General features: G+C 61.6%; 15 protein-coding genes, 1 tRNA gene and 1 pseudogene. 3 read left to right on the top strand and 14 right to left on the bottom strand.

Annotated features, from left to right (window positions below; genetic code table 11):
* Positions 1-128: 128 nt before the first annotated feature.
* The 5 genes and pseudogenes from KVO92_RS22710 to rpsU all read right to left on the bottom strand — a co-directional run.
* Positions 129-437 (bottom strand): annotated as a pseudogene (locus KVO92_RS22710) (PAAR domain-containing protein); the annotation flags it as partial.
* Between the two features lie 947 nt (positions 438-1,384).
* Positions 1,385-1,461, bottom strand: a tRNA-Ile gene (locus KVO92_RS20075).
* Positions 1,462-1,578: 117 nt separating this feature from the next.
* Positions 1,579-3,435, bottom strand: coding sequence for an RNA polymerase sigma factor RpoD (gene rpoD / locus KVO92_RS20070; protein WP_217477362.1), 1,857 nt, complete (start codon positions 3,433-3,435; stop codon positions 1,579-1,581).
* 218 nt (positions 3,436-3,653) lie between these two features.
* Complete coding sequence (dnaG, locus tag KVO92_RS20065) at positions 3,654-5,576, bottom strand: DNA primase (RefSeq protein WP_217477361.1); 1,923 nt, start codon at positions 5,574-5,576, stop codon at positions 3,654-3,656.
* A 138-nt stretch (positions 5,577-5,714) separates the two neighbouring features.
* A complete protein-coding gene (gene rpsU, locus KVO92_RS20060) occupies positions 5,715-5,930 on the bottom strand; it encodes a 30S ribosomal protein S21 (RefSeq protein ID WP_003283508.1) in 216 nt (71 codons plus the stop codon).
* Between the two features lie 196 nt (positions 5,931-6,126).
* Here rpsU and tsaD point away from each other — a divergent pair, with 196 nt between their 5' ends.
* On the top strand, positions 6,127-7,152 hold the full coding sequence (gene tsaD / locus KVO92_RS20055) for a tRNA (adenosine(37)-N6)-threonylcarbamoyltransferase complex transferase subunit TsaD (protein WP_217477360.1): 1,026 nt from the start codon (positions 6,127-6,129) through the stop codon (positions 7,150-7,152).
* Between the two features lie 14 nt (positions 7,153-7,166).
* On the opposite strand, the gene plsY is transcribed toward tsaD, so the two are convergent.
* Positions 7,167-7,736: a glycerol-3-phosphate 1-O-acyltransferase PlsY gene (plsY, locus tag KVO92_RS20050; protein ID WP_217477359.1), complete on the bottom strand. Its 570-nt coding sequence runs from the start codon at positions 7,734-7,736 to the stop codon at positions 7,167-7,169.
* Positions 7,737-7,811: 75 nt separating this feature from the next.
* Here plsY and folB point away from each other — a divergent pair, with 75 nt between their 5' ends.
* Positions 7,812-8,165 (top strand): dihydroneopterin aldolase, encoded by a 354-nt coding sequence (gene folB, locus KVO92_RS20045; RefSeq protein WP_217477358.1) that lies wholly within the window; start codon positions 7,812-7,814, stop codon positions 8,163-8,165.
* Positions 8,156-8,698 (top strand): 2-amino-4-hydroxy-6-hydroxymethyldihydropteridine diphosphokinase, encoded by a 543-nt coding sequence (gene folK, locus KVO92_RS20040; protein WP_217477357.1) that lies wholly within the window; start codon positions 8,156-8,158, stop codon positions 8,696-8,698. Before folB ends, folK begins: the two co-directional genes overlap by 10 nt.
* A 65-nt stretch (positions 8,699-8,763) precedes the next feature.
* Here folK and KVO92_RS20035 read toward each other — a convergent pair whose 3' ends face one another.
* The 8 genes from KVO92_RS20035 to rsmA form a co-directional block, all read right to left on the bottom strand.
* A complete protein-coding gene (locus tag KVO92_RS20035; RefSeq protein WP_217477356.1) occupies positions 8,764-9,975 on the bottom strand; it encodes a multifunctional CCA addition/repair protein in 1,212 nt (403 codons plus the stop codon).
* Positions 9,976-10,057: 82 nt separating this feature from the next.
* A complete protein-coding gene (locus KVO92_RS20030; RefSeq protein ID WP_217477355.1) occupies positions 10,058-11,611 on the bottom strand; it encodes a SpoVR family protein in 1,554 nt (517 codons plus the stop codon).
* Between the two features lie 10 nt (positions 11,612-11,621).
* A complete protein-coding gene (locus KVO92_RS20025; protein WP_217477354.1) occupies positions 11,622-12,893 on the bottom strand; it encodes a YeaH/YhbH family protein in 1,272 nt (423 codons plus the stop codon).
* 112 nt (positions 12,894-13,005) lie between these two features.
* Positions 13,006-14,928, bottom strand: a complete 1,923-nt coding sequence (locus KVO92_RS20020; protein WP_217477353.1) for a PrkA family serine protein kinase — start codon at positions 14,926-14,928, stop codon at positions 13,006-13,008.
* Positions 14,929-15,200: 272 nt separating this feature from the next.
* Positions 15,201-15,530, bottom strand: coding sequence for a thiosulfate sulfurtransferase GlpE (gene glpE, locus KVO92_RS20015; protein WP_217477352.1), 330 nt, complete (start codon positions 15,528-15,530; stop codon positions 15,201-15,203).
* Complete coding sequence (locus tag KVO92_RS20010; RefSeq protein WP_217477351.1) at positions 15,523-16,347, bottom strand: symmetrical bis(5'-nucleosyl)-tetraphosphatase; 825 nt, start codon at positions 16,345-16,347, stop codon at positions 15,523-15,525. Before KVO92_RS20010 ends, glpE begins: the two co-directional genes overlap by 8 nt.
* On the bottom strand, positions 16,344-16,727 hold the full coding sequence (gene apaG, locus KVO92_RS20005; RefSeq protein WP_021207053.1) for a Co2+/Mg2+ efflux protein ApaG: 384 nt from the start codon (positions 16,725-16,727) through the stop codon (positions 16,344-16,346). Before apaG ends, KVO92_RS20010 begins: the two co-directional genes overlap by 4 nt.
* A 38-nt stretch (positions 16,728-16,765) precedes the next feature.
* A complete protein-coding gene (rsmA, locus tag KVO92_RS20000; protein ID WP_217477350.1) occupies positions 16,766-17,560 on the bottom strand; it encodes a 16S rRNA (adenine(1518)-N(6)/adenine(1519)-N(6))-dimethyltransferase RsmA in 795 nt (264 codons plus the stop codon).
* Between the last annotated feature and the right edge of the window lie 68 nt (positions 17,561-17,628).

The following is a 17,628-nucleotide window of genomic DNA, read 5'->3' as shown; positions in this document are numbered from 1 at the left end:
GTCGCCGACGCAGGCCGCGTAATGCTGCCGGCGGGCATTGCCGGTTGGGCCGCAAGAGGGGCGGCAGAAGACTGGCTCGTGGGCACTGCCGCTGCCGCAACCGGGGTGGCTGCTGCAGCCAGTGTTGATGGGCTTGGTGCTGTGAAAGGGGCGGCTACTGGGCTGTCGCCGATGATCACGCTACCGGATCCGCCGATGATGACGCTCCCATGGCCTCCCGTACTCCCAAGTGTCGCGGCCGGCAGACCGTTGATCAGTACTGTGCTTGCTACAGCGCCCACTATCGGGCTGCCACAGGCTGACGTATCGCTCATCCGTGCGGCAGGCAGGTTATCGAAGAAGACGTTCGGGGAACCCGTTGCGATGGGGTTTGTGCCATGGCCAGGCATGGGGCAAGAGGTGGGGTCAGTTTGGCGAGCCGCCGGTTTTCCGCTCATGGTGTTGCTCCCTGTTTTCGTGCCTGAATCCTACGCGTGTCGTCCGCCCAGCTTTTGTCGCCTTCGCTAAATTGTGGCAATGATCACTGTCTGCTTTAAGCATCTGGCAGAGCGGGTAATAGTCGCGCCAGGCCACGATGTCATTTCTCCCTCAGCTGCGGGGGATCTGGCCGATTAGCCGCGCATTATGGTTTCGTTGCCAGTAATTCAGAGCGACCGATCACCTCTCGGCCGTGCTCCGGTTTGCACGGTCCTGACTAACCTATTTCTTCGATAGCGGTATCCACGCCGTGAACATGCGGAGCGGCTTTGGGGTTGCGCAATGTCTCCATGCCTTGGTTCCAGACATGCACCATGTGTTTGGCTACATCACGTCAGGCGGGCTCGTTTTCGCGGCTTCGATGACTTCATTGTCGACCTCTACCGCGGACTCGCAGAGTTAAGCGACCATGGCTGCCTACTCGCTCCGGAGAATGCTCAGCACAGCTTTGAGAAAGGTTCCAATGATCGACCCGGTGTACAGGGTTTGTCCGCCTATGGACAAGCCAGGGGCTGCTGGCGAAGCGCGGGTAGGCTTAAGGTCATAGACTGGGTCAGGGCAGCATCAGCACGCGAGGTGTAAAAACAGCGCGATGTTCTTCGAGTGGCAGTCAGCATTGCGCACCACGTAGTTGGTCAGCAACTGCCAGCCCAGGTGTTCGCGTTGCGCTTGCAGACGCTCAGCAGGGATGTAGTGACGTTTGGCACTCCACGCCCGCTCGGTGGTGGGCGTACTTTTCGTGGGTGGCGAGCCCGGGAGCCCACAGGCGTCTTAGGTGTCGCAGCGGGGGATGCCTTGCTCGCCGACGTCCCTACGCCTGACTAAGAAAGCGTTACCCGTAAAAATACTTTCGGACCATAAAAAGAAAAGGCCAGCTACGAAAAGCTGGCCTAACTCTTTGATTTTTTGGTGGGCCCACACGGACTCGAACCGTGGACCAAAGGATTATGAGTCCTCTGCTCTAACCAACTGAGCTATAGGCCCTCAGAGGCCGGCGGATTATACCGGTGGTGTCGCCGGTGCGCCAAGCGAAGCTGATCGTAGCGGGTTGTTTTGTCTGGCACTGAATGCAAAACCCCCGGCGCGGGCCGGGGGTTCTGTTTACTCGTCGAGGAAGGAGCGCAAATGCTCGCTTCTCGTTGGGTGGCGCAGCTTGCGCAGGGCCTTGGCCTCGATCTGGCGGATACGCTCACGGGTGACATCGAACTGCTTGCCGACTTCCTCGAGGGTGTGGTCGGTGTTCATGTCGATGCCGAAGCGCATGCGCAGGACCTTGGCTTCCCGTGCGGTGAGGCCGGAGAGGACTTCGCGGGTGGCTTCCTTGAGACTCTCCACGGTCGCCACGTCGATGGGTGACTGCATGGCGGAGTCTTCGATGAAGTCGCCCAGATGCGAATCTTCGTCGTCACCGATCGGGGTTTCCATGGAGATCGGCTCTTTGGCGATCTTCAGCACCTTGCGGATCTTGTCCTCGGGCATTTCCATGCGCTCGCCAAGCTCTTCGGGCGTGGGCTCGCGGCCCATTTCCTGCAGCATCTGACGGGAGATGCGGTTGAGCTTGTTGATCGTCTCGATCATGTGCACCGGGATGCGGATGGTGCGTGCCTGGTCGGCAATCGAGCGAGTGATCGCCTGGCGAATCCACCAGGTGGCATAGGTGGAGAACTTGTAACCGCGACGGTACTCGAACTTGTCCACCGCCTTCATCAGGCCGATGTTGCCTTCCTGAATCAGGTCGAGGAATTGCAGGCCGCGGTTGGTGTACTTCTTGGCGATGGAGATCACCAGGCGCAGGTTGGCCTCGACCATCTCTTTCTTCGCCCGGCGAGCCTTGGCTTCACCGATGGACATGCGGCGGTTGATGTCCTTGATGTCGGCGATCGTCAGCGCGCACTCTTCTTCCAGCGCGAGCAGCTTTTCCTGGCAGCGCTGAATGTCGTCCTTGCGTGCCGCGATGGCTTCGGCGTACTTGCTCTTGCCGTTGGCGAGCTGATCGGCCCAGTCCAGTTCGGTTTCGTTGTTCGGGAACTGGCGCAGGAAGTCGGCGCGCGGCATCCGCGCATCACGCACACAGATCTGCATGATGGCGCGTTCCTGGGCGCGGACCTGGCTCAGGGCATCGCGTACACGCTCGACCAGCGCATCGTATTGCTTGGGGATGAGCTTGATCGGCATGAACAGGGTGGCCAGCTCCTGAAGGGCGTCGGTTGCCTCCTGGCTGCCGCGACCATGCTTCTTCAGGGCTTTCTTGGCGGCTTCGAGCTGCTCGGCTACGGCGCCGAAGCGAACGCGAGCGACTTCCGGGTCCGGGCCGCCATCGCCTTCCTCTTCCTCGCTGTCGGCATCGTCTTCTTCGTCGTCGTCCTTGTCGTCGGCAGCCGGCTTCGCCGTGGTCTGCGGGGTGACGGGCTCGACTTCTTCCTGCGGGCCGGCGGCGCCGTCGTCGTCAGGATCGATATAGCCGCTGAGGATGTCCGACAGGCGGCCGCCTTCGGTGGTGACGCGCTCATAGTCGGCGAGGATGCTGTCGACCGTGCCAGGGAAGTGAGCAACGGCGCTCATCACTTCGCGAATGCCTTCCTCGATGCGCTTGGCGATTTCGATCTCGCCTTCGCGGGTCAGCAGTTCGACGGTGCCCATCTCGCGCATGTACATGCGCACCGGGTCGGTGGTGCGGCCAATGTCGGTCTCGACAGCGGCCAGGGCCGCAGCGGCTTCTTCCGCGGCGGCTTCATCGGTATCGGCTTCGGCCAGCAACAGGGCATCGGCATCCGGGGCAACCTCGAATACATTGATACCCATGTCGTTGATCATGCGAATGATGTCTTCCACCTGTTCCGGATCGGAAATATCCTCCGGTAGGTGGTCATTGACCTCGGCGTAAGTCAGGTAACCCTGCTCACGACCACGCTGGATCAATTCTTTGAGACGAGACTGCTGTTGCGCTTTTCCGGACATATAACCCTATCCACTGACGGTTCTGGCGGGCTGAAAACAAGCTGAGCATTATAGCCGAGCAGGGACCTCACGCGCCAGTTGAGGTCGATTTAGGGCGCCTCTTAAAACTATCTGCGTTGGCAATACTGGGTTAAAAACAGGGTTCGGACTGCTCATTTAGGCCACTAAACTCCGCATCCTCGCCTGTTTTTTCCTGTCTTGCCTGCCTCGCCTAGTTTTTAGACGTGCCCTATAGCGGGTGTTGAGTTGCGATTTAGCAGGTTGCGCAGTTGCTCTTTCTCCTCTGCGCTGAGTTCACCCTGGCGAGCTTTGCGGAGCAGCGTTTCGAGGCTGCGCTCGCGTTGCCTGGCGGCCAGGGTAGTTATGGTGTCGAAAAACTGTTGTTCAAGGTTATCGGCCGAGATCAGCCATTCTTTCTCGGCCAATGCACGTAATAAGCGCCCTTGGTCGGTTCCGTGCCAGCGTGCGATCAATTGCAGGCTGCGCAGCTTCGGGTTTTTCTGCAAAGTGCCGAGGAGGGCGACGAGCAGTTGTGCATACGTGTCGTCTTCGGCGGCAAAATGGCTGGCATCTTCTACTTTCTGAGCGAGCTCAGGGTGGTGCAACAAGGTACGTAGCGTGGTCAGGGCCGGTGGCTCTACCGTTGCCGGTGTTCTCGGTGCGCGTGCTTTAAAGTCTGGACGCTGGCCGGGCTTTTTCCAGTCCTTTTTCCATTCTTTCTTACCGTTGCGCTTTGGTTGGGCGGGCTCCGGTGGTGCGTAGTAGTCGCCTTCATCGTGGCCCTGGCTGGCGTCGTAATAAACGCTGTCGTCATATTCCGGCGCCGCGCTTGGCGCGGTGGTGCTCATCTGTTGCAGCGCTTCGCTGTGCAGGCCGGTGATTTCGCCGAGGCGTTGGCGCATCAGGGCGCGCAGATTGGTGCCGGGGATCTTTTCGATCAGCGGCGCCGCCAGAGTGGCTAGGTGAGCCTTGCCTTCGAGTGAGCGCGGGTCGGCTTCTTCGCTGAGTTGCTGGAAGAAGTAGTCGGCCAGCGGTTGTGCCTGTTGCTGTATGCGGGCCATGAACGCGTCGGTGCCTTCGCGGCGGACCAGGCTGTCCGGGTCTTCCCCTTCCGGCAGGAACAGGAAGCGCGCACGACGGCCGTCCTGCAGGTTGGGCAGTGTCGATTCCAGCGCCCGCCAGGCCGCCTTGCGGCCAGCGGCATCGCCATCGAAGCAGAACAATACGCTGGGCACGATGCGGAACAAGCGCTTGAGGTGCTCGTCACTGGTGGCGGTGCCGAGCGTGGCCACTGCATTGCGCAAGCCTTGCTGGGCCAGTGCGATGACATCCATGTAGCCCTCGACGACCATGATCTCGTCCAGGTCGCGGTTGGCCTTGCGCGCTTCGTAAAGCCCGTAGAGCTCCTGGCCTTTGTGAAAAACCGGCGTTTCCGGTGAGTTCAGGTACTTCGGCTTGTCATCGCCCAGTACGCGGCCGCCAAAGGCGATGACTCGCCCGCGGCTGTCGCGGATCGGGAACATCACGCGATCACGGAACCGGTCGTAGCTACGACCGGTTTCGGCGTTCTCGATCAGCAGGCCGGCATCGATCATCGCCTTCTGCTGCAAGGCGTCGCCACCCAGGTGCTTGAGCAGATTGTCCCAACCGGGCGGTGCGAAGCCGAGCCCGAAGTCCCTGGCGATAACGCCGGACAAGCCGCGTCCCTTGAGGTATTCCACAGCGGCCTTGCGGGCCGGATGGCCCTTGAGTGCTTGCCGGTAGTATTCGGCGGCGGACTCGAGCAGTGGGTAGAGCGGCGAATCCACGGGCTGCCGAGGCTTGCGCCCCGGCCCGCTTTCTTCGCGCGGCACTTCCATGCCGGCCCGTTTGGCCAGCTCCTCGACGGCCTGGGGAAACTCCAGGCTGTCGTGATCCATGATGAAGCCGAGCGCGTTGCCCCCTGCGCCGCAGCCGAAGCAATAGTAGAACTGCTTGTCGGGGCTGACGCTGAACGACGGGGTCTTTTCCTTGTGAAACGGGCAGCATGCAGTGTAGTTCTTGCCCGCTTTTTTCAGCTGGATGCGCGAGCTCACCACCTCGACGATGTCGGAGCGGTTGAGCAAATCATCGATGAACGATTGCGGGATCAAGCCGGCCATAGGGGTATGAGAATACGCTCGCGGTGTTCGGGCCGGAATGAAAAAAACTCCGACCATTCGCCGACTGGCGAAGCGGAGTTCTTTTCAAATGCAAAGCCCGGCTTAGGCCGGGCTTGATGCAGCTTCAGCTGTACTGGATCAGTACAGGCGAACGCTGCGGCGCTGTTCGCGCTGCACTTTCTTGGCGTGACGCTTGACTGCGGCAGCAGCTTTACGCTTGCGCTCAGCAGTGGGCTTCTCGTAGAACTCACGGCTGCGGACTTCAGCCAGAACACCGGCTTTTTCGCAAGAACGCTTGAAGCGACGCAGAGCTACGTCGAATGGTTCGTTCTCTTTAACTTTAACGTTGGGCATCCAGGACGTACCTTCACTTGTTTACCGGTTACAACGCGCTTCGGCAAATATCGCGAGCACGCTGGTTTTAAGGGTTGCGGATGTTAACGCCTTGCCACGTGGAATGCAAAGCCCCCTGAGCGAAAAGCGCTGGTCGGTCGCCGGCCGCGGCGATTAATATGCGCGGCTTCATTCGCTTCTCTGGAAGGTCGAACCCATGCTGGTGCTGGGGCTGGAAACTTCATGCGACGAAACCGGTGTCGCGCTCTACGACAGCGAGCGCGGCCTGCTGGCCGATGCCCTGTTCAGTCAGATCGACCTGCACCGCGTCTACGGCGGGGTGGTCCCGGAGCTGGCCTCGCGTGATCACGTCAAACGCATGCTCCCCCTGATCCGCCAGGTGCTTGCCGAAGCCGGCCGCGAGGCGGCACAGATCGATGCGGTCGCCTATACCGCAGGCCCGGGATTGGTCGGCGCCTTGTTGGTTGGGGCGTCCTGCGCTCAGGCGATGGCGTTTGCCTGGGGCGTACCGGCCGTCGGTGTGCATCATATGGAAGGTCATCTGCTGGCGCCAATGCTCGAAGAACGGCCGCCGGCGTTTCCGTTCGTCGCCTTGTTGGTCTCCGGTGGCCATACGCAGCTTGTCCGGGTCGATGGCATCGGGCGCTACGAATTGCTGGGCGAGTCGGTTGACGATGCCGCCGGCGAGGCGTTCGACAAGACGGCGAAGCTGATGGGCCTGCGTTATCCCGGCGGTCCGGAGATCGCCCGGCTTGCCGAGCGCGGCACACCGGGTCGTTTCGTTTTTCCGCGCCCGATGACCGATCGGCCTGGCCTGGATTTCAGTTTCAGCGGCCTCAAGACCTCGACGCTCACGACCTGGCAGCACTGCCGTAATGCTGGCGATGAAAGCGAACAGACGCGTTGCGACATTGCGTTGGCCTTTCAGCAGGCGGTCGTCGACACGCTGACCATCAAGTGCCGACGCGCGCTGCAGCAGACTGGGCTGAACAACCTGGTGATCGCCGGTGGCGTAAGTGCCAACCAGGCGCTACGGCAGAGCCTCGAAGCGATGCTGGGTGAGCTGAAGGGGCAGGTGTTCTATGCGCGGCCGCGCTTCTGCACGGACAACGGTGCGATGATCGCGTACGCCGGTTGCCAACGGTTAATGGCAGGCCAACAAGACGGGCCGCAGATTGCGGTACAGGCACGCTGGCCGATGGAAACGCTGGCGGCCATATGAGGCCCATGCATTACTTAGAAGTGTCGCTCAGTGCCTGCAAGCAGGTCGCGCAGATTGTTGCGATGGCGCCAGACGATCAGGCCCGCCAGCAGTGCCATGGGCCATAGGGCGGCGGGCTGTTGCCAGGCCAGAAACGGCAGGCAAAGCGGCAGGGCGACCAGCGCGGCGATCGAGCTGGTGCGGGTCAGTTTGAAGACGGCCAGCCAGATCACCAGCGCCAATAAGGCCGTTGGTGGATGCAGGCCGAGCAGGGCGCCGGCTGCCGTGGCGACGCCCTTGCCGCCGCGAAAGCGGAAGTACAGTGGATACAGGTGGCCCAACACGGCGGCCAGCGCGATCCAGGCTTGTTGTTCGACGGGCAGGCCCAGCGCGGCGGCGAGCAGGACGGGCAACAGGCCTTTGAGCAGGTCGCCGCACAAGGTGCTGATTGCCAGGCGCTTGCCTGCCAGGCGGAGCATGTTGGTGGCGCCGGGATTCCCGGAACCGCTGGCACGCGGATCGGGTACGCCCGCCAAGCGACTGAGTAGAATGGCGAACGATAGCGAGCCGATCAGATAGGCGAGCAGTGTCAGTTGCCAGAACATGGCATCCATCCGGGGCAGGGAGCTCCTGAGTCTAACGGCGTGCGACGACATTGTCGTGCCGTGGGAGAGAGTTGCGTGGATACAGTTTTCATCGAAGGGCTGGAAGTGGATACGCTGATCGGCGCTTATGACTGGGAGCGCGGCATTCGGCAGTGTCTGCGTCTGGATTTGACCCTCGGCTGGGACATTCGTCCAGCCGCGGAGAATGACGAATTGGACAAGGCGCTGGACTACGCTGAAGTGACCGTCGCCATCGACCGGTTTGCGCAGGCTTCCCGTTTCGAGCTGGTGGAAACCTTTGCCGAGCGGCTGGCGGCTGGCCTGATGAATCAGTTCGGCATTCCCTGGCTGCGCCTGCGGGTCACCAAGCCAGGTGTCAATGCGCGCGCCACGGCGCTGGGTGTGGAGATCGAACGCGGATGTCGATAACGCGCGTATTGCTTGGGCTCGGCAGCAACAGCCGGCGTGAACAGAACCTGACGGCCGGACTCGATGCGCTGGCCCTGCTGCTCGACCAGATGCGTTGTTCGCCCGTGTTCGAGAGCCTCGCGGTGGGCTACAAGGGCGATAACTTCTACAACCTGGTGGTGTGCGGCACCACGGCGCTGTCGCTGACAGAGCTGGATCGCAAACTCAAGTTCATCGAGGCGGACAATGGCCGCTACGCGCCGGATCGCAAAGGCCTGCCGCTGGATATCGATGTGCTGATGTACGGCGATCTGGTCGGCAGCTTCCATGGGCTGGAGCTGCCGCGTCCGGAGACGCTGAAAAATGCGTTCGTGCTTTGGCCACTGGCCCTGCTCGCACCGGACGTCACCCATCCGGGCGCCGGGCGCTGCTTCGCCGAGCTATGGCGCGAGTCAGCCATCGAGCAGCAGCTCTGGCCGGTGCCGTTCCAGTGGAAGGGCGAACAGTTGACGCCGGCTGAACTGCTGGCGTCGGCGCCACGCTGCGAGACCTGAACGGACCGGTGGATCGCTACTCGTGATCTGACGCGTTCAGTCCGACATCAGTATCTGGGCCGGATTCAGTCGGCCTTTTGCCCCGACTGATAGGCCTGCACGGCCCGCAGGCGTTCGCGTTTGAGCGCCTCACCCAGCTCGGCCGCTTGATAACCCTGCTCGATCAATGGCTTGACCTGTACACCACGAGCGGCCTCGGCCGCGCCCCGCAGGTAGTCGGCCTGGCGGTAGTCGGCAGGTTCGGCTGAGGCATGGCCCTGCGCGTCCATTGCACAGGCGGCGATGAACTGCTCGAAGCGTTCCGGACGGCGATAGATGTCGAAGTGCTGAAGCAGGTCGAACAGGGTTTGCGCGGAGAGTTCCGGTGCCCGATGCGCGCAGGGGCAGAATTCTCCGACCAGCATGGCCAGGTCCTGGCAGTCACGCGGGACCTTGTAGCGCGCATTGATGGTTGCGATCCGCGCAAGGTCCGCCTTGGCGGCGACCGGCTCCGAGGACTCGGTCGTCTCGCCCAGCGGGCGCAACAGGCACGCCCAGCGTACTGCCAGCGGTTGTTCGTGAAGCGCGCTCTGCCGCAGCACTGCCAGCAGGCATTCCGCGGGGGACGCTTCATGCTGATCGGCGGGCGGTGCGTCGAACAACCGGTCAATTTCCGGAAACAGCTCCTTTAGCGCACCGCAATCGCGCAGGATCTGGACGAACACGTCGGGGCGGGGTTCCATCAGCGCTCGCGAGATTTCTTTCCAGCTGCGTTCCGGGGTCAACGCCTGCAACTCGCCCGATTCGGCGAGCTGGCGCATCAGCGCCTGGGTGTCGGGTGCGACGCGAAACCCAAGCTCCGCATAACGCGCAGCGAAGCGCGCCACACGCAATACCCTGAGCGGGTCTTCGGCAAACGCAGGTGAAACGTGCCTGAGCTGCCGGGCTGCGAGATCGCGTTGGCCGCCGTAGGGGTCGATCAGGTGACCCTGTTCGTCCTCGGCCATGGCATTGATCGTCAGGTCGCGCCGGATGAGGTCTTCTTCCAGGGTGACGTCCGGGCTGGCGTAGAAGGTGAAGCCGCCATAGCCGCGGCCACTCTTGCGCTCGGTGCGGGCGAGTGCGTATTCCTCGCCGGTGGCCGGATGCAGGAATACCGGGAAGTCCGTCCCCACCGGACGGAAGCCCTTGGCCTGCATCTCCTCGGCGCTGGAACCAACCACCACCCAGTCCACCTCGGTGACGGGCCGCCCCAGCAGCCGATCACGTACCGCTCCGCCGACTTTATAGATGTGCATGTCATCCTCCGTTGTGGCGGAGGATAAACGAAAGCCTCGCGGCAGCAAGCCGCGAGGCTCATGAGGGCGCAGCGTCTGGGGATCAGATCGGCGGCAACGCCAGGTTCATGCCGGGGAATTTGCTCTCGGCATCCGATTCGACCCGCGGCGGCATGTGGTGGGTGGTGACCAGCTTGTCATCCTGCATCGACTGCAGGTGCACATCGAATCCCCACAGCCGGTGCAGATGCTTGAGGACCTCGTCGGTGGACTCGCCAAGGGGTTTGCGATCGTGTTGCTGGTGGCGCAGCGTCAGCGAACGGTCGCCGCGACGATCCACACTCCAGACCTGCACGTTGGGCTCGCGGTTGCCGAGGTTGTATTGCGCCGCCAGCAGCTCGCGAATGGTGTGATAGCCACTTTCGTCATGAATGGCCGGCACCAGCAGCTCGTCCTTGCGATCATCGTCGAGAATGCTGAACAGCTTGAGGTCTCGAATCACCTTTGGCGAGAGGAACTGCAGGATGAAGCTCTCGTCCTTGAAGTTGTTCATGGCGAATTTGACGGTGGTCAACCAGTCGCTGCCAGCGATGTCGGGGAACCAGCGCTTGTCTTCGTCGGTGGGGTGCTCGCAGATTCGACGGATGTCCTGATACATGGCAAACCCGAGGGTGTAGGGGTTGATGCCGCTGTAATACGGGCTGTCGAAGCCGGGCTGGTAGATCACGCTGGTGTGCGACTGCAGAAACTCCATCATGAAGCCGTCGGTCACCAGGCCTTCGTCGTACAGGTCGTTGAGCAGCGTGTAATGCCAGAAGGTTGCCCAACCCTCGTTCATCACCTGGGTCTGGCGCTGCGGATAGAAGTACTGCGCGATCTTGCGCACGATGCGCACCACCTCGCGCTGCCAGGGCTCGAGCAGCGGCGCGTGCTTCTCGATGAAGTAGAGGATGTTTTCCTGTGGCTCGGCGGGGAAGCGCTGGTCGCGTTTGCGCTCGTCCTCCTTCTCGCCGAGCTTGGGAATGGTCCGCCACAGGTCGTTGATCTGCCGCTGCAGGTGCTCTTCGCGGTCTTTCTGCCGCCGCCGTTCTTCCTCGGCGGAAATCGGGTAGGGACGCTTGTAGCGGTCGACCCCGTAGTTCATCAGCGCGTGACAGGAGTCGAGCAGGTCTTCCACCGCGTCGATGCCGTGGCGCTCCTCGCACTGCATGATGTACTGCTTGGCGAACACCAGGTAATCGATGATCGAACTGGCGTCGGTCCAGGTGCGGAACAGGTAGTTGCCCTTGAAGAAACTGTTGTGGCCGTAGCTGGCGTGGGCGATCACCAGCGCCTGCATGGTGATGGTGTTCTCTTCCATGAGGTAGGCGATGCACGGGTCGGAGTTGATCACGATCTCGTAGGCCAGGCCCATCTGCCCGCGGGTGTAGGATTTTTCCGTACTGAGAAAGTGCTTGCCGTAGGACCAGTGGTGATAGCCCAGCGGCATGCCCACCGAGGCATAGGCGTCCATCATCTGTTCAGCGGTGATGACCTCGATCTGATTGGGGTAGGTATCCAGCGCATAGCGCTCGGCGATGCGACCGATCTCGCGGTCGTAGGCGCGGATCAGATCGAAGGTCCATTCCGAACCGGTGGAAATGGGCTGTCGTTTCATACTGCGTACCTCAGCTAGCCATGCGCCGCTGGAAGAGTTCGCGGAACACCGGATAGATATCCCCCGCAGTCACCAGCTGCTGCTGGGCGAACGAGTCACCGAAGGCTTCGGCCACCTGGTTGTATTCGTACCACAGCGCCTGATGTTCGCGGGGGGTGATTTCCACGTAGGTGAAATACTGGACGAACGGCATGATCTGGTTGATCAGGATGTCCCGGCAGATCGGCGAATCGTCGTTCCAGTTGTCACCATCCGAAGCCTGCGCGGCATAGATGTTCCACTCGTTGACCGGGTAACGCTCGGCCATGATCTCCTGCATCATTTTCAGCGCGCTGGAGACGATGGTGCCGCCGGTCTCGCGGGAGTAGAAGAATTCTTCCTCATCCACTTCCTTGGCGCTGGTGTGGTGGCGGATGAATACCACCTCGATCTTGTCGTAGTTCCGCTTGAGGAACAGGTACAGCAGGATGAAAAAACGTTTGGCGATGTCCTTGGTGGCCTGGGTCATGGAGCCGGACACGTCCATCAGGCAGAACATCACCGCTTTCGAGCTGGGGTTGGGGTGCTTGACCAGCAGGTTGTACTTGAGGTCGAAGGTGTCGAGAAACGGCACACGGTGAATCCGGGCGCTAAGCCGCTCGATTTCTTCCTCGGCGGCCTGGATATCGGTGAAGTTGGCGGGCTCCTCGAGCTTCAGGCGAGCCAGTTCGGCCTTCACTTCGCGCAGCTTGGCGCGGCTGCTGCCTGACAGGGCGATGCGGCGGGCATGGGCCGAGCGCAGCGTGCGAACGATGTTGATGCGTGACGGGTTGCCTTCGTTGCTGATGCCGGCGCGGACGGTCTTGAAGGTGTCGGTACCGGCCAAGTGGCGCTTGACCAGGTTGGGGAGTTCCAGGTCCTCGAACATGAAGTCGAGAAACTCTTCCTGGGTGATCTGGAAGACGAAGTCATCCATGCCCTCGCCGCTGTTGCTGGCCTTGCCCGAGCCCTGGCCTGCACCGCCCCCTTGCGGGCGCGGAATACGCTCACCGGCGACGAACTCCTTGTTGCCCGGGTGGACGATGGTCTGCCGGCCGCCGCGCCCGTGATGCAGAATCGGCTCGTCGATATCCCGACCGGGAATGCTGATCTGCTCGCCATGCTCCATGTCGGTGATGGAGCGGCGGCCAACGGCTTCCTCCACAGCCTTCTTGATGTGTCCTCGGTAGCGCTGCAGGAATCGTTGGCGATTCACTGTGCTCTTGTTCTTGCCGTTCAGACGGCGGTCGATCACGTAACTCATAGGCCCCTCCGGGGCAGCTTCAAGCTGGAAGCCAGAAGCTGGAAGTGCCGACAACGCCGCAAGCGCGCTTTGCTTGTTCTTCCGGCTTTCAGCTTCCAGCTTCAGGCTGCTCTTACTGCGATTTACGTACCCGCAGATACCATTCCGAAAGCAGGCGTACCTGCTTCTCGGTGTAGCCGCGCTCGACCATGCGCACGACGAAATCGTTGTGCTTCTTCTGATCCTCCTTGCTGGCCTTGGCGTTGAAACTGATGACCGGCAACAGGTCCTCGGTGTTGGAGAACATCTTCTTCTCGATCACCACGCGCAGCTTCTCGTAGCTCAGCCACGAGGGGTTCTTGCCGTTGTTGTTGGCACGGGCACGCAGGACGAAGTTGACGATCTCGTTGCGGAAATCCTTCGGGTTGCTGATCCCGGCCGGCTTCTCGATCTTCTCCAGCTCCTCGTTGAGCGCGGCGCGGTTGAGGATCTCGCCGGTTTCCGGGTCGCGGTATTCCTGATCCTGGATCCAGAAGTCCGCATAGAGCACGTAACGGTCGAAGATGTTCTGGCCATACTCGCTGTAGGACTCGAGGTAGGCGGTCTGAATCTCCTTGCCGATAAAGTCCACATAGCGTGGCGCCAGGTATTCCTTGATGAAGCGCAGGTAGCGCTCGCGCACCTCGGCGGGGAACTGCTCCTGCTCGATCTGCTGCTCGAGGACATAGAGCAGGTGCACCGGGTTGGCGGCGATTTCGTGCGGATCGAAGTTGAAGACCTTGGACAGGATCTTGAAGGCGAAGCGGGTCGATAGGCCGTTCATGCCTTCGTCGACGCCTGCCGTGTCGCGGTACTCCTGAATCGACTTGGCCTTCGGATCGGTATCCTTGAGGTTCTCGCCGTCGTAGACCCGCATCTTCGAATAGATGTTGGAGTTTTCCGGCTCCTTCAGCCGGCTCAGGACCGAGAACTGCGCGAGCATCTTCAGCGTGTCGGGCGCGCAGTGGGCCTGCGACAGCGAGCTATTGAACAGCAGCTTGTCGTAGATCTTGATCTCATCGCTGACTCGCAGGCAGTACGGCACCTTGACGATGTAGATGCGGTCGATGAAGGCCTCGTTGTTCTTGTTGTTGCGGAAGGTGTGCCATTCCGATTCGTTGGAGTGGGCCAGCAGGATGCCGTTATACGGGATCGCGCCCAGGCCTTCGGTGCTGTTGTAGTTGCCTTCCTGGGTGGCAGTCAGCAGCGGGTGGAGCACCTTGATCGGCGCCTTGAACATCTCGACGAATTCCATCATGCCCTGGTTGGCGCGGCACAGGGCGCCCGAGTAGCTGTAGGCGTCGGCGTCGTTCTGCGGAAATTCCTCGAGCTTGCGAATATCGACCTTGCCCACCAGGGCCGAGATGTCCTGGTTGTTCTCGTCGCCGGGCTCGGTCTTGGCGATCGCGATCTGGTTGAGGATCGAGGGGTACAGCTTGACCACGCGGAACTGACTGATGTCGCCGCCGAATTCCTGCAAACGCTTGGTGGCCCAGGGCGACATGATCGAATTCAGATAGCGGCGTGGAATGCCGTAATCCTCTTCGAGAATCTGCGCGTCCTCGGCCGGGTTGAACAGGCCCAGTGGCGATTCGAACACGGGGGAGCCCTTGATGGCGTAGAAGGGCACCTTCTCCATGAGTTGCTTGAGCTTTTCGGCCAGGGACGACTTACCGCCGCCGACCGGGCCGAGGAGGTAGAGAATCTGTTTCTTCTCTTCCAAGCCCTGCGCCGCATGCCGGAAGTAGGACACGATCTGGTCGATGCAGTCCTCCATGCCGTGGAAGTCTTCGAAGGCGGGGTAGCGACGGATCACCTTGTTGGAAAAGATCCGCGACAGCCGCGAGTCGGTCGAGGTGTCGATCAGTTCGGGCTCACCGATTGCCATCAATAGGCGCTCGGCTGCAGTGGCGTAGGTTCCCCGGTCTTCCTTGCACAGGTCGAGGTACTCCTGAAGCGAGTACTCCTCCTGACGGGTTGCTTCGAATCGTTGCTGGAAATGGCTGAAAATGCTCATGACTTCACCTCGGACGATGCTCGGAGCCGGTGTTGTCATCAGGCATTCAGGTGCGACCGACTTGTCGGCCCTGGAGTCCCCCCGAACACCTAATGGTCGAAAACCTGAGGCCCGGTAGCCGCTACACGGCTTTCATTTGTTTGGATGGCCTGAACTGAAGGATAGTTCGGATTCAGCAAATTCAAGGGAGCAGAGCTGCTTTTACCGCTGCGTTTCGTCGGATCGCAGGCGCAAGGCCGCGCCATTCGCGGCCTTCGGGGTGGGATATTTTTTTAGGATGGATCGCCTTGTTCGACGTCCTGGGGAAAGGTCTGGCGCCACAGCTCGAAGCCGCCGTCGAGGCTGTAGACGTCGGAGAAGCCCTGGTTGATCAGGTAGGCCGCGGCGCTCTGGCTGGAGTGCCCGTGGTAGCAGGTGACGACGAGCGGATGATCGAGGTCGGCTGCGGCGATGAAGTCCGGCAGCGAATGGTTGTCCAGATGTGTCGAGCCGGCGATATGGCCGCTGGCGTAGCTCTGGGCATCGCGAATATCGACGAAGACCCCGCCGGAATTGCGCAGTGCCTGGGCCTGTTCGGGGGAGATGCGTTTGAAGTCAGTCATGGGATGCCTCGCAGTCGCAGCGGTGCATTTCTCCGCTGTCGAGATTCATCAGGGTCATGGTGTTGCCCCACACGCAACCGGTATCGAGTGCAAACACGTTGGGCTCGTCGCAGCGTCCTTCCAGCGCAGCCCAGTGGCCGAAGATAATCTTGCAGCCACGGGTCTTGCGATTGGGATGGCTGAACCAGGGCGCGAAACCTGGCGGTGCGGAATCGAGCCCTTCCTTGGCCTGCAGATCGAGCGTGCCGTCGGCCTTGCAGAAGCGCATGCGGGTGAAATAGTTGGTGATCAGGCGCAGCCGTGGAACGCCGTACAGCTCCTTGTTCCACTTGGCTGGTTGGTTGCCGTACATGCCGTCGAGAAAGGGCGGCAGCAGGGCGTCATCGCATAGCGCCTGCTCGACTTCGGCCGCACGCCGCAGCGCCTTGGCCAGTGTCCACTGTGGCGGGATGCCGGCGTGGACCATGGTCGTCTCTCGCTCGCTGTCGTGATAGACCAGCGGCTGTCGGCGCAGCCAGTCGATCAGGTCGGCCCGATCAGGGGCGTCGAGGATGGGCTGGAGCGTGTCGGACTTCTTCAGCCGTTCGATGTTGTGAGCGACGGCCAGCAGATGCAGGTCGTGATTGCCCAGCACGGTGACCGCCGAACTGCCCAGATCACGGACGTAACGCAGCGCCTCGAGCGATTGCGGTCCGCGGTTGACCAGGTCGCCGGCCAGCCACAGACAATCGCGAGACGGGCTGAAGTCGACTTGCTGCAGCAAGCACTGGAGGGGTTCGAGGCAACCTTGCAGGTCGCCGACAGCATAGGTAGTCAATGCAGGGCTCCGGGTACGGCCAGTCGGAAGGGCGCGATGATGGCGTCGAAACGGTGCCCATCCTCGGCGAGCATCTGGTAGCTACCCTGCATGGTGCCCACCCGGGAAGCCATCAGCGTGCCGCTGGTATAGACGTGGCGCTGGCCCGGCGCGATCACCGGCTGCTCGCCGACCACGCCGGCGCCGCGCACTTCCTGCACCTGGCCGTCACCGTCGGTGATCAGCCAGTGACGCGACAGCAGCTGAGCGGTGAGCTGGCCGTTGTTCTCGATGGTTACCCTGTAGGCAAAGGCATAACGATTTTGTTCCGGTTGCGACTGGTCGGCCAGGTAGGTCGGGCTGACGCTGACGTCGATCCGGTAGCGCAGGTCTTCGGGCATGGGGACTCCTGCTGGTGGCTCGCGTTCGGACATGGGGGTCAGCTGCGGGCGGAAAGTTGGTCTGACAATCTTACGAACGCAGCCAGGTCCAGCTGTTCCGGACGCAGGCTGCCGTCGACCTCTGCCGCGGCGATGGCGTCGGCGTCGAGCAAGCCCTTGAGCGTGTTGCGCAGTGTCTTGCGGCGCTGGTTGAACGCCTGGCGAACCACGATTTCCAGGTGGCGATGATCGCGTGCCGGATGCGGCAGCACCTCGTGCGGCACCAGACGCACGATGGCCGACTCGACCTTTGGCGCAGGGTTGAACGCGCCTGGGCCAACGTTGAACAGGTGTTCGACGCGGCAGTGGTACTGCACCATGATCGACAGCCGGCCCCAGTCACCGCCGCCGGGCTGGGCAGCGAGCCGCTCGACGACTTCCTTCTGCAGCATGAAGTGCATGTCGCGGATCAGGGCGGCGTGCTCGAGCAGGTGAAAGATCAGCGGGGTCGAGATGTTGTACGGCAGGTTGCCGACGATGCGCAGGCTGCGAGGCGTCTGGCTCAGCTGGCCGAAGTCGAACTTCAGGGCGTCGCCCTGGTTGAGCGTGAAGTTGTCCCGCTCGGCGAATTTCTGCTCAAGGATGGGGATGAGGTCCAGGTCCAGCTCGACGACGTCAAGGTGCGCGCCGCTATCGAGCAGTCCTTCGGTGAGCGCGCCCTGGCCGGGCCCGATTTCCACCATGCGCTCGCCCGCCTTGGCATGGATGGCACGCAGGATGCGATGAATCACGCCGGCATCGTGGAGGAAGTTCTGACCGAAACGCTTGCGCGCCCGGTGTTGGTACTCGGACATGGAAAGCTCCAGGTGGCTCAAGCGTGATGCTTGCAGCCGAAAGCGGAAAAGGCGCGCATTTTAGCAGG

Source organism: Stutzerimonas stutzeri, from assembly GCF_019090095.1.
Taxonomy (GTDB): Bacteria; Pseudomonadota; Gammaproteobacteria; order Pseudomonadales; family Pseudomonadaceae; genus Stutzerimonas; species Stutzerimonas stutzeri_AN.
Note: the sequence above shows the minus strand (reverse complement) of the source record. Positions and strands in the feature narration are given on the sequence as shown.

Coding starts and splice junctions, on each gene's coding strand:
- dnaG (WP_217477361.1), bottom strand. CDS start 5,576: ATGGCCGGCTTGATCCCGCAATCGTTCATCGATGATTTGCTCAACCGC.
- glpE (WP_217477352.1), bottom strand. CDS start 15,530: ATGACTGACTTCAAACGCATCTCCCCCGAACAGGCCCAGGCACTGCGC.
- apaG (WP_021207053.1), bottom strand. CDS start 16,727: ATGCCCGAAGACCTGCGCTACCGGATCGACGTCAGCGTCAGCCCGACC.
- KVO92_RS20025 (WP_217477354.1), bottom strand. CDS start 12,893: ATGAGTTACGTGATCGACCGCCGTCTGAACGGCAAGAACAAGAGCACA.
- KVO92_RS20035 (WP_217477356.1), bottom strand. CDS start 9,975: ATGCACATCTATAAAGTCGGCGGAGCGGTACGTGATCGGCTGCTGGGG.
- rsmA (WP_217477350.1), bottom strand. CDS start 17,560: ATGTCCGAGTACCAACACCGGGCGCGCAAGCGTTTCGGTCAGAACTTC.
- rpoD (WP_217477362.1), bottom strand. CDS start 3,435: ATGTCCGGAAAAGCGCAACAGCAGTCTCGTCTCAAAGAATTGATCCAG.
- folK (WP_217477357.1), top strand. CDS start 8,156: ATGTCGATAACGCGCGTATTGCTTGGGCTCGGCAGCAACAGCCGGCGT.
- KVO92_RS20030 (WP_217477355.1), bottom strand. CDS start 11,611: ATGAAACGACAGCCCATTTCCACCGGTTCGGAATGGACCTTCGATCTG.
- rpsU (WP_003283508.1), bottom strand. CDS start 5,930: ATGCCCAACGTTAAAGTTAAAGAGAACGAACCATTCGACGTAGCTCTG.
- tsaD (WP_217477360.1), top strand. CDS start 6,127: ATGCTGGTGCTGGGGCTGGAAACTTCATGCGACGAAACCGGTGTCGCG.
- KVO92_RS20020 (WP_217477353.1), bottom strand. CDS start 14,928: ATGAGCATTTTCAGCCATTTCCAGCAACGATTCGAAGCAACCCGTCAG.
- plsY (WP_217477359.1), bottom strand. CDS start 7,736: ATGTTCTGGCAACTGACACTGCTCGCCTATCTGATCGGCTCGCTATCG.